This window comes from Streptomyces sp. JNUCC 64 (genome assembly GCF_054484115.1).
The window spans coordinates 7,332,702-7,351,638 of the sequence record NZ_CM137015.1; the positions used below are offsets into that span (position 1 = coordinate 7,332,702).

The 18,937-nt window shown below is 75.0% G+C and carries 19 protein-coding genes; 6 read left to right on the forward strand and 13 right to left on the reverse strand.

The annotated features are described in order from the left end of the window. Window positions 1–91 precede the first annotated feature (91 nt). Both ACVWNX_RS30220 and ACVWNX_RS30225 read left to right on the forward strand, forming a co-directional pair. The gene (locus ACVWNX_RS30220) at window positions 92–985 is read left to right on the forward strand and encodes a sigma factor-like helix-turn-helix DNA-binding protein (RefSeq protein WP_454411360.1); all 894 of its coding nucleotides are present in this window, start codon (window positions 92–94) and stop codon (window positions 983–985) included. Window positions 986–1,302: 317 nt separating this feature from the next. Beyond that, window positions 1,303–2,064: a GntR family transcriptional regulator gene (locus ACVWNX_RS30225; RefSeq protein ID WP_454411361.1), complete on the forward strand. Its 762-nt coding sequence runs from the start codon at window positions 1,303–1,305 to the stop codon at window positions 2,062–2,064. Between the two features lie 110 nt (window positions 2,065–2,174). Here the strand turns inward: ACVWNX_RS30225 and ACVWNX_RS30230 are convergent, their stop codons facing one another. The 3 genes from ACVWNX_RS30230 to ACVWNX_RS30240 all read right to left on the reverse strand — a co-directional run bounded on the left by ACVWNX_RS30230 (window position 2,175) and on the right by ACVWNX_RS30240 (window position 5,533). Beyond that, window positions 2,175–3,332, reverse strand: a complete 1,158-nt coding sequence (locus ACVWNX_RS30230; protein ID WP_454411362.1) for an ROK family transcriptional regulator — start codon at window positions 3,330–3,332, stop codon at window positions 2,175–2,177. Window positions 3,333–3,528: 196 nt separating this feature from the next. Further along, window positions 3,529–4,191 carry a response regulator transcription factor gene (locus ACVWNX_RS30235; RefSeq protein WP_454411363.1) on the reverse strand — a complete coding sequence of 221 codons (663 nt, stop codon included), beginning with the start codon at window positions 4,189–4,191 and terminating at the stop codon, window positions 3,529–3,531. Beyond that, window positions 4,163–5,533, reverse strand: coding sequence for a sensor histidine kinase (locus tag ACVWNX_RS30240; protein WP_454411364.1), 1,371 nt, complete (start codon window positions 5,531–5,533; stop codon window positions 4,163–4,165). Before ACVWNX_RS30240 ends, ACVWNX_RS30235 begins: the two co-directional genes overlap by 29 nt. A gap of 108 nt (window positions 5,534–5,641) precedes the next feature. Here ACVWNX_RS30240 and ACVWNX_RS30245 point away from each other — a divergent pair, with 108 nt between their 5' ends. Both ACVWNX_RS30245 and ACVWNX_RS30250 read left to right on the forward strand, forming a co-directional pair. Then, window positions 5,642–6,577, forward strand: a complete 936-nt coding sequence (locus ACVWNX_RS30245) for an ABC transporter ATP-binding protein (RefSeq protein WP_454411365.1) — start codon at window positions 5,642–5,644, stop codon at window positions 6,575–6,577. A 1-nt stretch (window position 6,578) separates the two neighbouring features. Next, the gene (locus ACVWNX_RS30250; RefSeq protein ID WP_454411366.1) at window positions 6,579–7,313 is read left to right on the forward strand and encodes an ABC transporter permease; all 735 of its coding nucleotides are present in this window, start codon (window positions 6,579–6,581) and stop codon (window positions 7,311–7,313) included. A 70-nt stretch (window positions 7,314–7,383) separates the two neighbouring features. Here ACVWNX_RS30250 and mug read toward each other — a convergent pair whose 3' ends face one another. From mug to ACVWNX_RS30280, 6 genes are all read right to left on the reverse strand, one after another. Further along, entirely contained in the window at window positions 7,384–7,932 is a 549-nt protein-coding gene (mug, locus tag ACVWNX_RS30255) for a G/U mismatch-specific DNA glycosylase (RefSeq protein WP_454414995.1), read from the reverse strand. Beyond that, window positions 7,929–9,371, reverse strand: a complete 1,443-nt coding sequence (purB, locus tag ACVWNX_RS30260) for an adenylosuccinate lyase (RefSeq protein ID WP_454411367.1) — start codon at window positions 9,369–9,371, stop codon at window positions 7,929–7,931. Before purB ends, mug begins: the two co-directional genes overlap by 4 nt. 60 nt (window positions 9,372–9,431) lie before the next feature. After that, the gene (locus ACVWNX_RS30265; RefSeq protein ID WP_454411368.1) at window positions 9,432–10,229 is read right to left on the reverse strand and encodes an SGNH/GDSL hydrolase family protein; all 798 of its coding nucleotides are present in this window, start codon (window positions 10,227–10,229) and stop codon (window positions 9,432–9,434) included. Between the two features lie 259 nt (window positions 10,230–10,488). Continuing rightward, window positions 10,489–11,502, reverse strand: a complete 1,014-nt coding sequence (locus ACVWNX_RS30270) for a hemolysin family protein (RefSeq protein ID WP_454411369.1) — start codon at window positions 11,500–11,502, stop codon at window positions 10,489–10,491. After that, the gene (locus ACVWNX_RS30275) at window positions 11,499–12,839 is read right to left on the reverse strand and encodes a hemolysin family protein (RefSeq protein WP_454411370.1); all 1,341 of its coding nucleotides are present in this window, start codon (window positions 12,837–12,839) and stop codon (window positions 11,499–11,501) included. Before ACVWNX_RS30275 ends, ACVWNX_RS30270 begins: the two co-directional genes overlap by 4 nt. 262 nt (window positions 12,840–13,101) lie before the next feature. Continuing rightward, window positions 13,102–13,527, reverse strand: coding sequence for a GNAT family N-acetyltransferase (locus tag ACVWNX_RS30280; RefSeq protein ID WP_454411371.1), 426 nt, complete (start codon window positions 13,525–13,527; stop codon window positions 13,102–13,104). A gap of 165 nt (window positions 13,528–13,692) precedes the next feature. Here ACVWNX_RS30280 and ACVWNX_RS30285 point away from each other — a divergent pair, with 165 nt between their 5' ends. After that, window positions 13,693–13,920 carry an antitoxin gene (locus ACVWNX_RS30285; RefSeq protein ID WP_454411372.1) on the forward strand — a complete coding sequence of 76 codons (228 nt, stop codon included), beginning with the start codon at window positions 13,693–13,695 and terminating at the stop codon, window positions 13,918–13,920. A 3-nt stretch (window positions 13,921–13,923) separates the two neighbouring features. Further along, the gene (locus ACVWNX_RS30290; protein ID WP_454411373.1) at window positions 13,924–14,295 is read left to right on the forward strand and encodes a fic family toxin-antitoxin system, toxin component; all 372 of its coding nucleotides are present in this window, start codon (window positions 13,924–13,926) and stop codon (window positions 14,293–14,295) included. Between the two features lie 98 nt (window positions 14,296–14,393). Here ACVWNX_RS30290 and ACVWNX_RS30295 read toward each other — a convergent pair whose 3' ends face one another. The 4 genes from ACVWNX_RS30295 to bioB form a co-directional block, all read right to left on the reverse strand. Continuing rightward, window positions 14,394–15,032, reverse strand: coding sequence for a class I SAM-dependent methyltransferase (locus ACVWNX_RS30295; RefSeq protein ID WP_454411374.1), 639 nt, complete (start codon window positions 15,030–15,032; stop codon window positions 14,394–14,396). Between the two features lie 210 nt (window positions 15,033–15,242). Continuing rightward, the gene (bioD, locus tag ACVWNX_RS30300; RefSeq protein WP_454411375.1) at window positions 15,243–16,019 is read right to left on the reverse strand and encodes a dethiobiotin synthase; all 777 of its coding nucleotides are present in this window, start codon (window positions 16,017–16,019) and stop codon (window positions 15,243–15,245) included. Between the two features lie 173 nt (window positions 16,020–16,192). Continuing rightward, window positions 16,193–17,536, reverse strand: coding sequence for an adenosylmethionine--8-amino-7-oxononanoate transaminase (locus tag ACVWNX_RS30305; protein ID WP_454411376.1), 1,344 nt, complete (start codon window positions 17,534–17,536; stop codon window positions 16,193–16,195). Further along, window positions 17,529–18,884, reverse strand: coding sequence for a biotin synthase BioB (bioB, locus tag ACVWNX_RS30310; RefSeq protein ID WP_454411377.1), 1,356 nt, complete (start codon window positions 18,882–18,884; stop codon window positions 17,529–17,531). Before bioB ends, ACVWNX_RS30305 begins: the two co-directional genes overlap by 8 nt. Between the last annotated feature and the right edge of the window lie 53 nt (window positions 18,885–18,937).

Genomic DNA, 18,937 nt, shown 5'->3' on the forward strand with positions numbered 1-18,937 from the left:
ACGACGCCCCCGCGCGCGTGGCGCCCGTCCACCCTCCGGAGTCCCCTTGATCCCCTGGACAGCGAGGGGCGGCCCGGGGTGGGATGGGGAGGTGAACGACCGCACCGCGATCGACGTCTTCGAAGAGCACCGCCCCGTTCTGACGGGGGTGGCCTACCGCTTGCTCGGCCGGGTGGTCGAGGCCGGGGACGTCGTGCAGGACACGTGGCTGTGGTGGGCGGCGCCCGACCGGGAGGCCGTCCGCGACCCGCGCGGCGACTTGCTGCGGACCACCACCCGGCTCGCGGTCGACCGGCTCCGGGCCCGTCGGGAGCCGGTCGACGGCCCATGGCTCCCCGAGCCCCTGGCGACCGACTACGGGACGGCCTCCGAGGGCGCCGACGCCGGCCGGGCCGCCCTCGCCGACTCGGTGTCGTTCCCCGTCCTGGTGGCCCTGGGGGCGCTTCCGCCCCTGGAGCGCGCCGTGTTCGTGCTGCGGGAGGCGTTCGGCTTCCCCGACCCGGAGGTCGCCCGCGCCCTGGACCGCGCCGAACCGGCCGTCCGCCGGCTCGCCGCCCGGGCCCGTGACCACGTACGGGAGCACGCCCCCCGTCACCACGCGGACCCCGCCGAACACCGCGCGCTCACCGAGCGGTTCCTCGCCGCGGCCGTCGCGGGCGACCTCACGCGGCTGCTGTCGCTGCTCACGCCGGACGCGAGCCTGCTGTGCGACGGCGACGGCGAGCGCACGGGCAAGCGCGACGGCGAGGCGCCGTCGCGCGTCATCGAGGGCGCCGAGGACGTGGCCCGCTTCCTCCACGGCGCGGTCCGCGAGAGCGTCGACGCGGCCATGACCTTCGAGCTCCGGGAACTCAACGGCGCGACGGCGGTCCTGGTCCGGAACGGAGGGGCGCCGGACACCGTCCTCCAACTGGAGGCCGTGGCAGGGCGCGTCCCACGCGTCTACGTCGTCCGCGATCCGGACAAACTCCTCCCCTTGGGCTGAATCACCTCCCCGGACCCCATCACCGCCCGGGCGTGGGCCCCTTCGGCGCGCACAACGTGGCTGACATCACGTGGAAAGTAAAGATTTCCTCATGTGACGACCCCTGTACGCTATGTGACAGCGGCCTTACAGGCGTGTGAGCATCGCTAACGCCTCATGAATGTTGCCCCGCGGGGACCGGACGCGCCCTCGTGTCGTTTCAGAATTGGTCTTGACCAAGGGGTGAGTCGGCTCTATCGTCGCAGACATAGTGCAGGAACCTTTAATAAACAAGGGCGCTAAAACGCTTCTGGGACACGGCGATTGCGGAGGACAGGGTGGGGACCACGCAACTGGAGACGGTGCCGGAGCCCAAGTACTGGCACCTGAAGACCGTGCTCACCGAGGCACTCGACTCGGAGTTCACGGTGGGCGAGATCCTGCCCAACGAACGTGAGCTGGCCGCCCGCTTCGGGGTGGCCCGCGCGACGCTCCGGCAGGCGTTGGAGCAACTCGAACTCGAAGGCCGCCTCCAGCGGCGGCGCGGCGTCGGCACGACCGTCGCCCCGCCCCGCGTCGGAGTCGCCGTCGGTTCGGACGAGCAGGACTGGCCGGGCGCGCTCGGCGACGCCTGGCAGATCGCCGGTGGCGAGTCGGACGCGCCGCCCGCCGCCGTCGCCCGGATGCTGGAGACCACCGAGGGCGAGACCGTCCACGTGGTCCGGCGCACCCGGGTCTCCAACGGCCAGCCCGTCGCCGCGGAACTGCTCTACGTGCCCGGCGCGTCCGTCCCGGACCTCTCCGGCATCGAGAGCCCCTCCGGCACCGCCCGCGCGCGGGCCGTGCTCCGGGAGCTCCAGCGGCTGGGGCTGGAAGGCCAGGACCGCGCCGTCGAGCTGGGCTCCGCCCGCGCCGACGACGCCCGGGCGCTGGACCGGCTGCCCGGCTCGCCCGTCCTGGTGGTCACCACGCGGTTCTTCGCCGCGGGGCGCACCGCCGCGGTGTCCGTGGCCACCTACCGGGCCGACACCTGCCGCCTCACCTTCGGGGACTCGGGCGGCGTCGAGATACACCACGGCCCCGAACGCCGGGCCTCCTGACGCACCACGACACCGCCGGGACGCCCCTTCCGCACCACGGAGGGGCGTCCCGGCGGTTCCGCGTCTCCGTGGCAGCTCCCCGGCGGACGCCGGGGCCACGGGCGCCGCCCTCACCGCCGGGCCGTCACGGTGCCCTCGACCGCGAACAACTGCTCCTCGACGTGGTCCAGCGCCAGCCGCAGCGCGCCCGTCGCCACCGCGGCCTCGCCGAGCATCGACAGGGCCACCTTGGGCGCCCGCAAGCAGTATCGTTCCAGCTCCCGCCGGAGGGGCTCCAGGACGTCGTCCAGGCCGGTCGCCCAGCCGCCCACCACCACCATCTCCGGATCGAGCGCCAGCACCAGCGCCGCGACGTGGTGCACCAGCCGCCGCATGAAACGGTCCATCGCGGCCCGCGCGTGCTCGTCGCCCTGCCGGGCCAGGGCGAAGACCTCCGCCACGGCCTGCTCGTTCAACGGTTCCAGCGGCTTGCCCGTGGTCGACAGCAGCGCCTCGGGGGTCGACTCCCGGCCCAGCAGGTGCAGCGCGCCGATCTCGCCCGCCGCGCCCCCGAAGCCCCGGTGCAGCCGTCCGCCGATCAGCGAGCCCGCGCCCGGGCTGAGGCCCGCGAGCACGAAGGCCACGTCGTCGGAGTCCTTCGCGGCCCCCTTCCAGTGCTCGGCCACGGCCGCCGTGTTCGCGTCGTTCTCCACCAGCACCGGGCACTTGAAGGACCGTCGCAGCCGCTCGCCGAGCTGGAGTCCCGTCCAGTCCGGCAGCGCCGTGCCCAGCCGCACCGTGCCGTCCGCCTCGATGATGCCGGGGGTGCCCACCCCGACCGCCCACAGGGAGCTGCGTGCCACCCCCGTGCGCCGCAGGGTGTCCGCGACGGTCGTCCGCAGCCGTTCCAGCCGCTCGTCCGCCGGGGCCTCCACGGTGACCTCCTTGGACCCGGTGCCCAGCACCCGGCCGTTCAGGTCGGCGAGGATCACGGCCACCCGGTGCGGGCCCAGCTCCAGGCCCAGCAGATGGCCCGCCTCGGCGCGGAACCGGAACCGTCTGGCCGGTCGGCCCTGTTTGCGGGTGGTCCCCTCGGCGGCGGCCGTCTCGACCGCCAGGCCCGCCTCGATGAGGCCCTCGACCACACCCTCCACCGTCGGCCGGGAAAGACCCGTGCCCCGGGTCACCTCGGTGAGTGTCGCGGAACCCGCCGCACGCAACGCGTGCAGCACCACGGCCGAGTTGATCCGCCGCAGCAGAGAGGGATCCCCGCCGGTCAGCTGCCCCAACGTGTGTCCTCTCAGCTCGTGCTCGTATGGCCCGGATCGTACTCGTCACCGTGCGACCACGGCGAGCATCGATGCACTCCCGCAACCTGCGGAGACGAATTGTCCGTCCCGTCGCCCGCCGTGACGGGGGCCCGGACCCCGTACCGACACCACCGTTCCCCGCCGTTCACCGGACCCGCGGGATTCCACCGCCCCGTCATCCGGGGGAGACGAATCCGGACTCGTAGGCAGCGATCACCGCCTGGGTGCGGTCCCGCGCCCCCAGTTTCGCCAGGACGGCGCTCACATGGGACTTGACCGTCTCGGTTCCGACCACCAGCCGGGCGGCGATCTCCGCGTTCGACAGCCCCCGCGCCATCAACCGCAGCACCTCGGCCTCCCGGCCGGTCAGCGCCGCCGCCCGCAGCGCCTGACGGGCCCGGTCCGTGCCGTACTCCCGGCCGTGCTCCGCCGCCAGCCGCCGCACCGCGGCGGGGTACGGCAGCGACTCGCCCTCCGCGACGAGCCGGACGGCGTGCACGATCTCCTCCGGACGCGCCCGCTTCAGCAGGAAGCCGTCCGCGCCCGCGCGCAGCGCCCCGTACACGTACGCGTCGTCCTCGAAGGTCGTCACCATGATGATCTTCGGTGGCGGGGTCACCACGCGCAGGATCGCGCGGGTCGCCTCGATCCCGTCCATCAGCGGCATCCGCACGTCCATCGCCACCACGTCCGGACGGACCGTCCGGACCAGCGGGATCACCGCCGCGCCGTCCGCCGCCTCACCGACCACCGTGATGTCGGGCTGCGCCTCCAGCACCGCGCGCAGACCGGCGCGGACCAGGGGCTCGTCATCGACGAGGAGGACCGTCAGGGGCATCCGCCCAGCTTAGGCCCCCCGTACCGGGCGCCTCCGAGGGCCCCCCGAGCGGCAGCCGGGCCCGTACCCGCCACTCCCCGCCGACCGGGCCGGTGTCCGCCAGCCCGCCCAGCAGCGCCGCCCGCTCCCGGATGCCGCGCAGACCGCCGCCCCGGTCCGGTCCCGCACCGCCGACCGGGTCCGGGGGCAGCGGATTGCGCACCTCCAGGTCCACCCGGGCGCCGGACACCCGGATCCTGATCCGCACCGGTACCGGCCCCGCGTGGCGCAGCACGTTCGTCAGCGACTCCTGGAGCATCCGGTAGCACTCGCGGGACACCGGGCCCGGAAGCCGCTCCACCGGTCCGCTCACCCGGGCGTCGACCACCGCCCCGGACGCCCGCGCCGCCCCCAGGAGCCGCTCCGCCTCGTCGAGGCCCGGCCGGGCGCTCGCGGGCCGCCGGGGCTCCCGCAGGACCGCCAGCACCCGGTCCAGGTCCTCCAGCGCGGCCCGTCCGGTCTCCTCGATCGCGGTCAGCGCCCGCCGGGTGAACTCCGGGTCCCCCGCCGCCCGGGCCGCCCCGGCCTGCACCACCGCGACGGACAGCGCGTGGCCGATGGAGTCGTGCAGCTCATGGGCGATCCTGCTCCGCTCGGCCAGCCGCTCCGCGCGTTCCTCCAGCTCCGCCAGCCGCTGCGCGGGGGAGGGCCCCAGCAACCGGACGGCCGCCGCCGCCACCGCCGACCCCAGCACCACGACGCAGCCGAGCAGCACCGCCATCGGCACCGGCAGGAACAGCGCCGCCACCCACCACCGCGCGGGCGCCCAGAACCGCGGACCGATCCCGTCGGGCGACGCCCCCGCCGCGACCGCCACCAGCACCAGCAGCTGGGCTGCGGCCAGCGAGGTCGCCAACGCCATCAGACCCCCCGCCGCCAACCGGGTCATCAGCCACAGCGAGGTGCGCCCCCGCTCCCCCCAGGACGCCGACGGCGCGGCGCTGACGGCCGGGACCCGGGCGGCCTCCGCGCCCCGCGCCCCCGACCCGGGGAACAGCATCAACCGCGCCTGCAGCCCCTCCGCGCGCCGCACCACCGGAACGAGCCCCAGCAGGGCCGCCGGAACCATCGGGAACAGCGCCACCATCAGCCACTCGGTGACCGTCATGTCCCCGCCCAGCCCCGGCGCGATCATCGCCGACACCAACGCGAACAACCAGCCCAGCAGCAGATGCAGCCAGCGCGTGTAGGTGACCGCCCGGCCCGCCGGACGGGCCAGCGCCCGCACGGCCCGGAGCGCGGCTCCCGGGGGCCCGGAGGGGCCGGACGGAGGCACCGGCGGTGACGGCGGGGCGGACGGCATGCCCGTCATCGTGCCAGCCCGCCCACCGCCCCGGCTCCCCCGCGCGGGGGAGGCGTCCTCCCCGCGCGGGGGAGGCGCCGCCCCGGCCCGGACGCCCAGGCTGGCCCCATGAACAGCATCGACGTACGGGACCTGACCAAGGCGTACGGGAGGAGACGGGCCGTGGACGGGGTCACCTTCTCGGTGGCCCCGGGCCGGGTCACCGGGTTCCTCGGCCCCAACGGCTCCGGGAAGTCCACCACCCTCCGCCTCGTCCTGGGCCTGGACCGGCCCACCCGGGGGACCGCCACCATCGGCGGGAAGCCCTACGCCGCGCTCGACGAACCCCTCCGCCACGTGGGCGCCCACCTCGACCCGCTCGCCGCCCACGGCGCGCGCACCGCCCGTCAGCACCTGAGGGCGCTCGCCGTCAGCAACCGGCTCTCCGCGCGCCGGGTCGACGGGGTCCTGGAACTGACCGGCCTCGCCCCCGCCGCCGACCGCCGGGTGCGGACCTTCTCCCTCGGCATGCGCCAGCGGCTCGGCATCGCCACCGCCCTGCTCGGGGACCCCTCCGTCGTCGTCCTCGACGAACCCGCCAACGGCCTCGACCCGGAGGGCATCGTCTGGATCCGCGAGACCCTGCGGCGGCTCGCCGGAGAGGGGCGCGCCGTCCTCGTCTCCAGCCATCTGATGGCCGAGACCGCGGACGTCGCCGACCGGCTGGTCGTCCTCGGCCGGGGCAGGCTGCTCGCCGACGCCCCGGTGGCGGAGTTCCTCGCGGAACGCGGCACCCCACGGGTCCGGCTCCGGACCCGGGCGTCCGACGGCGCCCGGCTGACCGGTCTGCTCACCGGGGCGGGCCACCGGCCCCTCCCCGCCGGGGAGGGGGAGTGGACCGTCGAGGGGACCACCGCCGCGGCGGTCGGGGAACTCGCCGCCCGCGCCGCCCTGCCGCTGCTCGCCCTCGCCGACGAGGCGCCCACCCTGGAGGAGGCGTACCTCGCCCTCACCGCGGAGAGCGCCGAGTACACCGCCCGTGCCGACACCCCCCGAAGGAGCTGAGGTGTCCCCCACCGCCGTCCTGCGTTCGGAGTGGATCAAGATCCGCTCGCTCCGTGCCGCCCTCGGCGCGCTCGTCGCGCTGTTCGCCGTGACCCTCGTCCTCACCGTGCCCCTCTACGCGCCGGAGGGCCCCGACGGGACGGCCGACGGGGCGGACCGGCTGGCGGGCGCCTTCTTCGCCCTGGAGTTCGCCCAGGTCGCGGCGCTCGTCTTCGGAACCACCGCGATGTCCTCGGAGTACCTCAACCACGGACTGCGGGTCTCGCTCGCGGCGGTGCCGCGCCGGACCCTCTTCTTCGCCGCGAAGGCCGCCGTCACCGGGGGCGCCGCGCTCGTGGTCGGTCTGGTGACCGCGTTCGCCGCCTTCCTCCTGGGGCAGGCGCTGCCCGGCGGGGACGGCGTCGGACTGGGGGAGCCGGGCGCGGTACGGGCCTGCGTCGGGGCCGGGGCCAGGCTCGCGCTGACCGCCCTGCTGGCGGTCGGGGTGACGGCGCTGGTGCGCGGCGGCACGGCGGCGTTCGCCGTCCTCGTGCCGCTGATGCTGATCGTGTCGTTCGTGACCGGGGACGCCGCCGGGGGCGTCGCTCCGTACCTCCCCGACATGGCCGGGCGGCAGGTCCTGCTCCAGGACCCGACCGGACCCCTCGGGCCGTGGTCCGGGCTCGGGGTGGCGGCCCTGTGGTCGGCCGCCGCGCTCCTCGCCGGGGGATGGTCGGTGCGCCGCCGCGACGCGTGACGCGACGGCACGCACCCGGGGGACGGCCGGTGCGTGCGCCGCGTGACGCGACGCACGCACCGGCCCGGGGCTAACCCTCGGCCGAGGCGGCCCGTAGCCGCCCGAACTCCTCGGCCATCGCCGCCGTCGTCCATCCCGCGTTCAGTCCGCTGGGGTTGGGCAGCACCCACACCCGGCTGCCGCCGATCACCGCCTCCTGCGGCCCGATCACGGCCTTGCGGTCGCCGAACGCGGCGCGGTAGGCGGTGACGCCGACTACCGCCAGCCACCCGGGCCGCAGCCGGGTCACCTTCTCCGCCAGCAGCCGCCCGCCCTCGCGGTACTCCGCCGCGCTCAGCTCGTCGGCCCGCGCGGTGGCCCGCGCCACCACGTTGGTGATGCCGAGACCGAGGGACGGCAGCTCGTCCTGCTCGGCCGGGAGCAGCTGGCGGGGGGTGAAGCCGGACAGGTGCAGCACCGGCCAGAACCGGTTGCCGGGACGGGCGAAGTGGTGGCCCGTCAGGGCCGTGGTCAGACCGGGGTTGATGCCGCAGAACAGCACCCGCAGGCCGACCGCGCCGACGTCGGGGACGAGACGGTCGCGGGCGGCCTCCAGCTCGGCGGGGGTCGGGCGGGTCAGAGGATCGCCCCGGGGGCGTAACCGGCGGCAGCGGGGAAGCGCTTGGCGATCTCCTCCACCCGGGCCACGACGGTCTCCACCTGGTCGCCCGCGGCACCCGTGAAGGACAGCTTGTCGGCCATCAGGGCGTCGAGGGCGGCCCGGTCCAGCGGGATGCGGTCGTCGGCGGCGAGCTTGTCGAGCAGCTCGTTGCGCTCGGCGCCGCCCTCCCGCATCGCCAGCGCCGACGACACCGCGTTCTCCTTGATCGCCTCGTGGGCCAGCTCCCGGCCGACCCCGGCGCGCACCGCGCCCATGAGGACCTTGGTCGTGGCGAGGAACGGCAGGTAGCGGTCCAGCTCGCGCGCCACCACGGCGGGGAAGGCGCCGAACTCGTCGAGGACCGTCAGGAAGGTCTCCAGCAGTCCGTCCAGCGCGAAGAACGCGTCCGGCAGCGCGACCCGGCGCACCACCGAGCACGACACGTCGCCCTCGTTCCACTGGTCGCCCGCCAGCTCGCCCGTCATCGAGGCGTAGCCGCGCAGGATCACCATCAGCCCGTTGACCCGTTCGCAGGAGCGGGTGTTCATCTTGTGGGGCATCGCCGAGGAGCCGACCTGGCCCGGCTTGAAGCCCTCGGTGACCAGCTCGTGCCCGGCCATCAGCCGGATCGTCTTCGCCAGCGAGGAGGGCGCCGCCGCGAGCTGCACCAGCGCGGTGACGACCTCGTAGTCCAGGGAGCGCGGATAGACCTGGCCGACCGAGGTGAACGCCCGGGAGAAGCCCAGGTGCCCGGCGACCCGCCGCTCCAGCTCCGCCAGCTTGGCGGTGTCGCCGCCGAGCAGGTCCAGCATGTCCTGCGCGGTGCCGACCGGGCCCTTCACCCCGCGCAGCGGGTAGCGCGCCAGCAGCTCCTCGACCCGGCCGAACGCGACGAGCTGCTCGTCGGCGGCGGTCGCGAAGCGCTTGCCGAGGGTCGTCGCCTGCGCGGCCACGTTGTGGGAGCGGCCCGCCATCACCAGCTCGGCGTACTCCCCGGCGAGCTTGCCCAGCCGGGCGAGGACGGCCACCGAACGGTCCCGGACCAGCTCCAGCGAGAGCCGGATCTGGAGCTGCTCGACGTTCTCCGTGAGATCCCGGGAGGTCATGCCCTTGTGGACGTGCTCGTGCCCGGCGAGCGCGTTGAACTCCTCGATCCGGGCCTTCACGTCGTGCCGGGTGACCCGCTCGCGCTCCGCGATCGACGCCAGGTCCACCTGGTCGAGGACGCGCTCGTAGTCCGCGAGGGCCTCGTCCGGGACCTCGATGCCGAGGTCCTTCTGGGCCCGCAGCACGGCCAGCCAGAGCTGTCGTTCCAGCCGGACCTTCCGCTCGGGGGACCAGAGCTCGGCCAGTTCGGCGGAGGCGTAGCGTCCGGCGAGGACGTTGGGGATACGGGGCTTCGAAGGCGCAGCAGTCACGTGGAGGGATTCTACTGGGCGAAAGCTTCAGGCCCTCGCCCCGGTCCCGTTCGGAGGAAGCTACGAACCCGGGCGGGCGGTGGTGGTCCCGCCGTCGTAGGGCAGCAGGTCGGGGCGTTTGGGGACGCGACCGTCCCCGGAAGACCTGCCCATGACGCGGCGGCCGATCCACGGTGCCAGGTGCCGCCCCGCGAACCGGGCGTCGGCCGCCCGGCGCGCGGCCCACGGCACCGGGGCGGCGGGCGGCAGCGGGGCGCGCCAGTCGAAGGAGGCGGGCAGTCCGAGCGCCTGCCCCACCGCCTCGGCCACCCGGCGGTGGCCCTCGGCACTCAGATGCAGCCGGTCCGCGTCCCACAGCCGGGGGTCCCCGAGGACGGGCGCCCCGTAGAGGTCGACCACCGTCGCCCCGTACCGGGCCGCGAGCGCGTCGACCAGGGCGAACAGTTCCTCCATCCGGGGCCGGAACCGTTCCAGGACCGGTCCCCGGCGGCCCGGGCTGCGCATCAGCACCAGCCGTCCGCAGGCGGGGGCCAGCCGGGCCACCGACTCCTCCAGCCGGTCCCGGACCCGGCCCATGTCACAGGAGGGGCGCAGGGTGTCGTTGAGCCCGCCGACGAGCGTCACCACGTCGGCGCGCATCGCGGCGGCCAGCGGGACCTGTTCCTCGGCGATCTGCCCGATCAGCTTGCCCCGGACCGCCAGGTTCGCGTACCGGAAGCCGGGGGAGAGGGCGGCCAGCCGGGCCGCCAGGAGGTCGGCCCAGCCCCGGTAGGAACCGTCGGGCAGCCGGTCCGACATCCCTTCGGTGAAGCTGTCCCCGACGGCGACGAGGCTGGTGGGAGCGGCGGTGATGTCCATGACGGTGCGATCGTAACCCCGGCGGGCGCCGTGCCGCCGGGGACGCCGCGATCGAGGTGGGTGTCCCGACGGCGCGGTATCTCCCAGGTGTCCTCACACGGGCGGTGGCTCCACCAGGGCGCCCTCACGCGGGGCGGGCCGCTGGGGTGCCCCGCGCCCGCTGGCGGGCACCGGGGACCGGCAGGAAGCCGTGTCCGGCCGGTGGACGCGGCTTCCCGCCGGCCGGACACGGACACGGCGCCCACCGGCCGGGCGGCGCCTACGCGGGCTGTCCGAACAGCTCCCGCAGCACGTCCTCCATGGTGACGAGCCCGGCCAGCTTCCCGTCCGCGCCGAGCACGGCCGCCAGATGGGTGCTGCCGCGTCGCATCGCGGTCAGCACGTCGTCCAGCGGGGTGGTCGCCCGGACCCGGGCGATCGTCCGCATGTCCTCGACCCGGAACGGGAGGTCGCGCGGAGCGGCGTCCAGGGCGTCCTTGACGTGGAGGTAGCCGACGATCCGCCGGTTGTCGTCCACCACCGGGAACCGGGAGAACCCGGACCGCGCCGACAACTGCTCCAGCTGCTCGGGGGTGACGCCGAGATGGGCGTAGACCACCTGCTCCAGCGGCAGCACCACGTCGTTCACCGGCCGCCGCCCCAGCTCCAGGGCGTCGTGCAGCCGCTCCTGGGCCCGGTCGTCGATGAGCCCCGCGTCACCGGAATCCTTCACCATCCGGGCCAGCTCGGCGTCCGAGAACGAGGCCGTGACCTCGTCCTTGACCTCCACCCGCATCAACCGCAGCAGCGTGTTGGCGAAGGCGTTGATCGTGAAGATCACCGGACGCAGCGCCCGGGCCACCGCGACCAGCGGCGGCCCCAGCAGCAGCGCGCTGCGCACCGGCTCGGCGAGCGCCACGTTCTTCGGGATCATCTCGCCGAGCAGCATGTGCAGATAGGTGGCCACGGTCAGCGCGATGACGAACGAGATCGGGTGGACCAGCCCGTGCGGCACCCCCGCCGCGTCGAAGACGGGCTCCAGCAGATGGGCGATGGCGGGTTCGGCGACGATGCCGAGCACCAGGGTGCACAGCGTGATGCCGAGCTGCGCGGCGGCCATCAGCGCCGAGACGTGCCGCAGCCCCCACAGCACGCTGCGGGCCCGGCGGTCGCCCTCCTCGGCGTGCGGCTCGATCTGGCTGCGCCGCACCGAGATCAGGGCGAACTCGGCGCCCACGAAGAAGGCGTTGGCGACCAGGGTCGCCAGTCCGATCAGCAACTGGACGGCGATCATCGCCCCTCCTCCTCGTCGTCCGCGCCCTCGACCACCGGCGGCGCGTGCATCAGCACCCGTGCCGCCCGGCGGCCCGAGGCGTCCACCACGTCCAGCCGCCAGCCGGCGACGTCCACCCGGTCACCGGCGGCCGGGATCCGGCCCAGCTCGGTCGCGACCAGTCCGGCCAGCGTCTCGTACGGGCCGTCGGGGGCCCGCAGCCCGACCCGGGCGAGCTGGTCGGTGCGGGCGGAGCCGTCGGCGGAGTAGAGCGGACGGCCCTCCTCGTCCTCCCCGGCGGGCGCCAGGTCGGGCGTCTCGTGCGGGTCGTGCTCGTCCCGCACCTCGCCCACGACCTCCTCGACGATGTCCTCCAGGGTGGCGACCCCGGCGGTGCCGCCGTACTCGTCGATGACCACGGCCATGGTCCGCTTCCCCGACAGCCGGTCCAGCAGCCGGTCGACGGTCAGCGACTCCGGCACCAGCAGCGGCTCCCGCATCAGTTCGGAGACCGGTTCGCGGGGGCGCCGCTCGGCGGGGACCGCGAGCACGTCCTTGATGTGGACGACCCCCACCACCGTGTCGAGGTTGCCCCGGTAGACGGGGAACCGGGACAGTCCGGTGGCCCGGGTCGCGTTGGCGACGTCCTCGCAGGTAGCCCGCGCCTCCAGGGCCATGACCTGGACCCGGGGCGTCATCACGTTCTCCGCGGTGAGGTCCGCGAGGTTCAGCGTGCGGACGAACAGCTCCGCCGTGTCGGCCTCCAGCCGCCCCTCCTTCGCGGAGTGCCGGGCCAGTGCCACCAGTTCCTGGGGGCCGCGCGCGGAGGCCAGCTCCTCGGTGGGCTCCATCCCCATCCGCCGCACCGCGCGGTTGGCGGTGTTGTTCAGATGGGTGATGAGCGGCCGGAACGCGCCGCTGAAGACGCGCTGCGGGGTCGCCACCCACTTGGCGATGGCGAGCGGGGAGGAGATCGCCCAGTTCTTGGGCACCAGCTCGCCGACCACCATCAGGAACACCGTCGACAGGGCGGTGCCGAGGACCAGCGCCAGCGACGAGGCCACCGAGGCGGAGACCCCGAGGTCCCGCAGCGGCCCGGAGATCAGCTTGGCGATGGACGGCTCGGAGAGCATGCCCACGATCAGATTGGTGACGGTGATGCCGAGCTGCGCGCCGGAGAGCTGGAAGGTGAGGTTCCGGGCGGCCTTCAGGGCGCTGGCGGCACCGCGCTCGCCGCGCTCCACGGCCCGCTCCAGCTCGCCGCGCTCCACGGTGGTCAGCGAGAACTCCGCCGCGACGAACACGCCGCAGGCCAGTGAGAGCAGGATCGCCACCCCGAGCAGGAGCACTTCGGTCATCGGGTCACCTCCGTCCCATGATCGGGCAGGAGCGGGGGAAACGCGCGATGTCTACTACTGGGAGGCTCGCCCATGGGCGGACGCTCACACCTTTCGTACGAGGGAACGGGGGGACCACCGCGCCGATACGGGTGGTCCCACTCATCGTAAAGGGTGCGCAAAGCCCCGTTCCGGTACCCGCTCGGCCGCTCCGGTGCGTGCTCCGGCCGTCGCACGGGGTTCCCGGCGGCGGTCTCCCGGGCGGCGCGGGGCCGGCCGGACGTCAGCCGGTGAGCGGCTTCACCCAGCGTCCCCACTGCTCCTCGGGCGTGTAGCCCGCCGCGCGCCAGGCGTGCTGGGCGCTGGTGTTGCGGTGGAGCACCATGGCGTCGGCGCGCCGCCCGCCGAGCGCGGCGAACCGCCGTCCGGCGGCTTCCAGCAGGGCGGTGGCGACGCCCCGCCGACGGTGGTCGGGGTGCACGGCCAGCCGGTAGACGGAACACCGCCAGCCGTCGAAGCCCGCGATGACGGTTCCGGTGAGGAGCCCGTCCCGCTCGGCGAGGAGCAGGGCCTCGGGGTCCCGTGCGAGGAGCCGGGCCACCCCGTCGTGGTCGTCGCTGATGCTGGTCCCTTCGGCGGCCGCGCGCCAGAACCGCAGTACGGCGTCGATGTCCTCGGAGGTCGCGTACCGGACGTGCAGATCGCTCATGGGGTGAGCCAAGCAGAACGGTCCACGCGTTGACGAACGGATTCGCGTTCCCCGGCAGGGCGTACGAGGGGGCGCACGGGCCGTCCCTGTGCGCGGGCGGGACGCCGTCGAACGCCCGTCCGACCTCCCTTGTGGGTGCTAGCGCCCCGGCGCTAGCGTCGGACCATGGCCAAGACGCAGCTGAACGTCCGGGTGGACGCGGACACCGCCCGCGCCGCGCGGGAGCGCGCGCTCGCCCGGGGGGTGAGCGTGAACCGCTACATCGAGGAACTCGTCCGGCGGGACGCGGGCGAGGCGGGACGCGCGTTCGTGGAGTCGGCGGCCGACTTCATGAAGCAGTACGAGACGGTCTTCGCCGAGGAGTTCGGCGCGGACCGCGAAGGTCGTCGTTGACGGTTGGACGTGCGCATAGACCTCGCCTGGCTCCTGATGGTCGCCGAACACAAGACCCCGGGCGACCCCCAGGTCACCGACTGGGGCGCCCTGGTGGCCGCCGTCAGCAGACACGAGGCCGAGATATTCGGCGTGCCCGTCTACGACGACCCGCACAGCAGGGCGGCCTCGCTGCTCCAACTGCTGCTGCACGTCCCCGCCCTGGAGCGGTCCAACGCGATGTTCGCCGTGGCCGTGGCCTACGGCTACCTGGTCGCCAGCGGACTCAAGGTCACCACCTCGCCGGAACGGGTCCGTGAACTGGCCCGGCTGGTGAAGTCGGGGAACACCACCGTCCGCCAGATCGCCGGGGAACTGCGCGGCTGGAGCCTCTGAACCGCACGGAGCCCCGTAACCGGGCGCGCCGGTCCAGCCCGGACCCGTCCGGCCCGGCGGCCCGCCCTGATCCACCCGGCGCGGCGGCCCGCCCGGACTCAGCCGGTCCCGCGCGGAACCCGGCGGGCGCTGCCCAGCTCCAGGAAGGACGTGGGCAGCCGGGGCCCCTTCTCGGGGATCACCACCGGCCGGTGGGCGTCCACCGCGAACCCGGCCCGGCCGATCTCCGCCAGCGGATCGCGGCCCGCGTGGCACCCCCCGAACAGGAACGGCCACACCGTCCGGTCCAGCCCCCGCTGGGCCGCCGCCATCCTCCGTCCCGGTGCCCGCCCGTGCTCGAAGAACCGCAGCTCACCACCGGGACGCAGCACCCGGTGCGCCTCGGCGAGGGCCGGTCCGGGCTCCCGGACGCTGCACAGCACCAGACACAGCACCACCGCGTCGAACGCCCCGTCCCGCACCGGCAGGGCCTCCGCGACCCCCGGCACCACGTCGACCGGTACGGCGGCCTCCCGGGCGGCGGCCAGCGCCAGCCGCCGCAGCGCCGGTTCCGGCTCGACGGCCACCACCTCTGAGACCGTAGGGGGGTAGTGCGCGAAGTTCAGACCGTTGCCCGCCCCGATCTCGATCACCCGGCCGCGCACTCCCGCGAGCAGCTCCGCGCGGTACGGGCCCACCTCCGGTTCGGTCAGCACGCTCACCCGCGCGTACACCCGGGCGAAGACGGGGTGCCGCACGCTCGGCCCGGACACTCCCCCCGGACGCGGACGGGACCACGGTGTCACGGACGCCTCCTCGCACCGGCCGCGCGGCCCGTCCCGCACCGGGAGGACCCCGGCGGGACGGCACGCGACACGGGCACGGGCCCAGCACACGGGCACGGAACACGGACACCGCCATTGTCCCCGGGGACGGCGCTCCCCACCCCTCGACGGCTTCCGGCCGGGCTACTCCGGTCGCGGGGGCGTCCCGCCGCCCGCGACCGTCGCCGTGTGCCGCACCGACGGCCCCGGGGCCCACGCGGCGGTGAAGGCCGCCGCGTCCCAGCCGCCGCCCAGCTCCGGCGCCAGCCACCCGGCCGCCGAGGACCGGAAGTCACCCGGCTCCAGCGCGCCCGCCCCCCACGGCACCGCCCCCAGCAGGGGCGCCCCCGCCACCTCGGGCAGATCGACCAGATTGCAGCGCGCCGCGAGGTCCGCGTCCGGGGGCCAGCCGCCCACCACCACCCCGTGCGGGACGAGGCCACGGGCCCGCAGCGCCTCCGCCGTCAGCGCGGTGCCGTTCAGCGTGCCCAGCCCCGCCGCCACCACCATCAGCACCGGGGCGCCCAGCAGCCGGGCCGCGTCGGCCAGGGTCCCGCCGGTGTCGTCGAACCGGACCAGCAGCCCGCCCGCGCCCTCCACCAGCACCAGGTCGTGCCGGGCCGCCAGCTCCCGCGCCGCCCGGGCGGTCTCCCGCGCGCCGACCGGGGGGAGCCCCGCCCGCCGCGCGGCCGTCGCGGGGGCCAGCGGCTCCGGATAGCGCGCCAGCTCCCGCGCCGTCACCGGGCCCGCCAGCCGGACCACCTCGTCGGCGTCGCCCCGCTCGCCCGGCCCCACACCGGTCTGCGCGGGCTTCAGCACCGCGACCGACCGCCCGGCGGCCAGTGCCACCGCCGCGACCGCCGCCGTGGTGACCGTCTTCCCGATCTCCGTACCCGTACCCGTCACGACCAGGATCGCCACGGCCCCTCCGTTCCCGTTCCGGCGTCCGTCCGCGTCCCGTCCGTTCCCGCGTCCGTCCGCACACCGTTCCCTTCACTTCCGTCCGCCCCGCGCCGCCCGCGCGCCGGGCCCGTCCGCCGGGCGGCCGGCGGCGAGTCGCCGTCACCGGTCACCGGACGGACGGGCTCCGGGGCTCAGCCCGCCCCGGCCGCCGCGCACACCGCGCGGCCGATCCGGGCCAGGTCCCCGTCCCCGGTCACGTACGGCGGCATGGTGTAGACGAGGTCCCGGAACGGCCGCAGCCACACGCCCTCGCGGACCGCCGCCCGGGTCGCCGCCGCCATGTCCACGGGGTGGTCCAGCTGCACCACCCCGATCGCGCCCAGCACCCGCACCTCCCGCACCCCGGGCAGCTCCCGGGCCGGGGCGAGCCCGTCGCGCAGCCCCGCCTCGATCCGTTTGACCCCGGTCCGCCAGTCCTGGTCGAGGAGGAGGTCGATGGAGGCCAGCGCCACCGCCGAGGCCAGCGGATTGCCCATGAACGTCGGGCCGTGCGCCAGCACCGGCACCTCGCCCCGGGAGATCCCGTCCGCCACCCGGGCCGTGCACAGCGTCGCCGCCATCGAGACGTAACCGCCGGTCAGCGCCTTGCCCAGGCACATCACATCCGGGGTGACACCCGCGGGGTCGGCGGCGAACAGCTCGCCCGTGCGGCCGAAGCCGGTGGCGATCTCGTCCAGCACCAGCAGCACGTCGTGCTCGTCGCACGCCTCGCGCAGCACCCGCAGGTACCCGGGGGAGTGGAACCGCATCCCGCCCGCGCCCTGCACCACCGGCTCCACGATCACCGCGGCCAGCTCCCCGGCGTGCCGGGCGATCGTCTCCCGCAGATGGTCGGCGTACGCCTCCTCGTACCCGGCGGGGGGCGCGTCGGCGAACACCTGCCGGGGCAGCACCCCCGACCACAGGCCGTGCATGCCGCCGTCCGGGTCGCAGACCGCCATCGGCTGCCAGGTGTCCCCGTGGTAGCCGCCGCGCCAGGTCAGCAGCCGCCGCTTCTCCGGCCGTCGCAGGGAACGCCAGTACTGGAGGCACATCTTCACCGCGACCTCCACCGACACCGAACCGGAGTCGGAGAGGAACACGTGCTCCAGCCCGTCGGGCGTCAGCTCGACGAGCCGTCGCGACAGCCGTACGGCGGGCTCGTGGGTCAGCCCGCCGAACATCACATGGCTCATCCGGCCGAGCTGGTCGCGCACCGCCTCGTTGAGGACCGGGTGGTTGTAGCCGTGGATCGCCGACCACCACGACGACATCCCGTCCACCAGCTCGTCGGGGCCGCCCAGCCGCCGTCCGCAGCCGTCCGCCAGCCGCAGCCGCACCCCGTGGGCCGACTCCACGACCAGCGGTTCCTGACGGCCCGGCATCGGCCCGTACGGATGCCAGACGTGCCGCCGGTCCAGTTCGACCAGCTCCCGCACGGCCTCCGGCGGCGTCCCGGACGGGGATCCGGGAGCCGCCGCCGAGGGCTCAGGCATTGGGCGCCACGTCCGTACCGGGGCCCCGGCGGCGGACCGCCACCAGATCGGTGCGGGCCCGGCCCGCTCCGCCGCCCGGCCCGGACGCGTCCCCCGGAACGGCGTCCGCGTCCACCCCGGTCCCGGCGGGCGCCGCGCCCCCGCACGGCCCGCAGCCCCCGGCTGCCCGCTCCGGCTCCGCCCCCCGCGCACCGCCGGACGCGGAACCGCAGCCGCCGTCCGCCGGACCACAGCCGCCTCCCGCCGGGCCGCAACCGCCGTGCGCGGCGTGCTTCCCGGTCCCGGCCGCACCGGTCGCCCCGGCCGCACCGGTCGCACCGTCCGCACCGGTCGCTCCGGCCGCCGTCCGGTGCTCCGGCAGCGTCACCTGCTCCTCGCCCTCCACCTCGAACCCGGCGTCGGCGATCATCTCCAGGTCCGCCCGGCCCGCCTGACCCTCACTGGTCAGGTAGTCGCCCAGGAAGAGCGAGTTGGCCAGGTGCAGCGCCAGCGGCTGGAGGGTGCGCAGATGCACCTCCCGGCCGCCCGCGATCCGCACCTCCACGTCCGGGCAGACGAACCGGGTCATCGCCAGGATCCGCAGGCAGCGCTGCGGGGTGAGGTTCCACTCCTTCGCCAGCGGGGTGCCCTCGAACGGGATCAGGAAGTTCACCGGCACCGAGTCCGGGTCCAGGGCGCGCAGCGCGAACACCACGTCCACCAGGTCCTCGTCGCTCTCGCCCATCCCCGCGATGAGCCCCGAGCACGCCGAGAGCCCCGCCTCGTGCGCCCGGCGCACGGTGTCCACCCGGTCCGCGTAGGTGTGGGTGGAGGTGATCTTCCCGTAGGTCCCCTCGGAGGTGTTCAGATTGTGGTTGTACGCGTCGGCGCCCGCGTCCCGCAGCCGCTCCGCCTGACCGTCCGACAACAGCCCCAGACAGGCGCACACCTCGACGTCCCGGTGCTGGTCCTTGATCGCCCTGATGGTGTCCGACACCCGGTCCACGTCCCGGTCGCTCGGCCCCCGGCCGCTCGCCACCAGACAGACCCGCTTGGCCCCGCCCGCGACCCCGGCCGCGGCCGCCTCGCTCGCCTGCTCCGGCTTCAGCCAGCTGTACTTGAGGATCCCGGCGGTCGAACCGAGCCGCTGGGAACAGTACGAGCAGTCCTCGGGGCACAGCCCGGACTTCAGATTGACCAGATAGTTGAGTTTCACCCGTCGCCCGAACCAGTGGCGGCGCACCTTCCCGGCCGCGGCCACCACGTCGAGCACGTCGTCGTCGGAGGTCGCCAGTACCGCGAGCGCCTCGTCCCGGGTCGGCGACTCGCGCCGGATTCCCTTGTCCACCAGCGTGTTCAGCAGGTCCATGGCGCCGATCCTGGCGCACGGCACCCCGGCTGGCCAAGGAGACACCGAACAAC

Bases quoted from the DNA above. Each gene is read 5' to 3' on its own strand.
- ACVWNX_RS30235 (WP_454411363.1), bottom strand. From the start codon at position 4,191: ATGCCCCTGACGGTCCTCCTCGTCGATGACGAGCCCCTGGTCCGCGCC.
- ACVWNX_RS30240 (WP_454411364.1), bottom strand. From the start codon at position 5,533: ATGCCGTCCGCCCCGCCGTCACCGCCGGTGCCTCCGTCCGGCCCCTCC.
- ACVWNX_RS30245 (WP_454411365.1), top strand. From the start codon at position 5,642: ATGAACAGCATCGACGTACGGGACCTGACCAAGGCGTACGGGAGGAGA.
- ACVWNX_RS30265 (WP_454411368.1), bottom strand. From the start codon at position 10,229: ATGGACATCACCGCCGCTCCCACCAGCCTCGTCGCCGTCGGGGACAGC.
- ACVWNX_RS30270 (WP_454411369.1), bottom strand. From the start codon at position 11,502: ATGATCGCCGTCCAGTTGCTGATCGGACTGGCGACCCTGGTCGCCAAC.
- ACVWNX_RS30275 (WP_454411370.1), bottom strand. From the start codon at position 12,839: ATGACCGAAGTGCTCCTGCTCGGGGTGGCGATCCTGCTCTCACTGGCC.
- ACVWNX_RS30280 (WP_454411371.1), bottom strand. From the start codon at position 13,527: ATGAGCGATCTGCACGTCCGGTACGCGACCTCCGAGGACATCGACGCC.
- ACVWNX_RS30285 (WP_454411372.1), top strand. From the start codon at position 13,693: ATGGCCAAGACGCAGCTGAACGTCCGGGTGGACGCGGACACCGCCCGC.
- ACVWNX_RS30305 (WP_454411376.1), bottom strand. From the start codon at position 17,536: ATGCCTGAGCCCTCGGCGGCGGCTCCCGGATCCCCGTCCGGGACGCCG.
- bioB (WP_454411377.1), bottom strand. From the start codon at position 18,884: ATGGACCTGCTGAACACGCTGGTGGACAAGGGAATCCGGCGCGAGTCG.